At 33.8% G+C, this 666-nt stretch carries 1 pseudogene; it reads right to left on the reverse strand.

What is annotated here, in order from left to right:
- A pseudogene (locus D8863_RS10715) lies at positions 1-666 on the reverse strand (thioredoxin domain-containing protein); the annotation flags it as partial.

Genomic DNA, 666 nt, shown 5'->3' on the forward strand with positions numbered 1-666 from the left:
CTTTTACAGTTTCAAGCTTAAATTGAAAATCTGATTTCTTTTCTCTAAGAATATCGTTCCAGTCTATTTTTTCTTTCCCAGATTCATTATTAGGTAAATCCAGTAAAACAGGAAATCCTGATTGAGATAACTTATCAGAAAAATCTTTTCCTGCATCATCACAATCTACCGCAAGTGTCAATAAATCAGGATGATTATCGAAATAGGTGGTGGTATCACGAATTGTATTGATCAAATGCAATAACTTTGAAGGTGTTACTGTATCTAAAAATTCCAACTTCTGATTTTCTTCAGCTATTAGTCGTAAAGTTTGATAAGCAACAACAGACCTTTTTTATCCTTCCATAGATACCAAACGAACATTAGTTAGACTTTGTTGATGAAGTTCGTAATAGCTCATCAAGTCGATGAACGATTCACAAAAGACCAGTCTATTTGGTTTACCAATGTCAAAGGATATTCCAACATGTCCATGGCTTCCTTTTAGAATCGTTTTTAACCTTTCTCTAGGAAGAGAGTGATTCTTATAAATTCCTTGTAAGCTTGCTGCCTGCAGCTTGTGGCGATGATCAAAGCTTTTAAAAACGTTAACAGGTTCAACTGTTTCATTTGTTTTCCAACTAGCTTGTGCTATCAAACCTTGTTGAATCATCTTTTGTATGATTT

The organism is Streptococcus oralis, assembly GCF_003943825.1.
GTDB lineage: Bacteria > Bacillota > Bacilli > Lactobacillales > Streptococcaceae > Streptococcus > Streptococcus oralis_CD.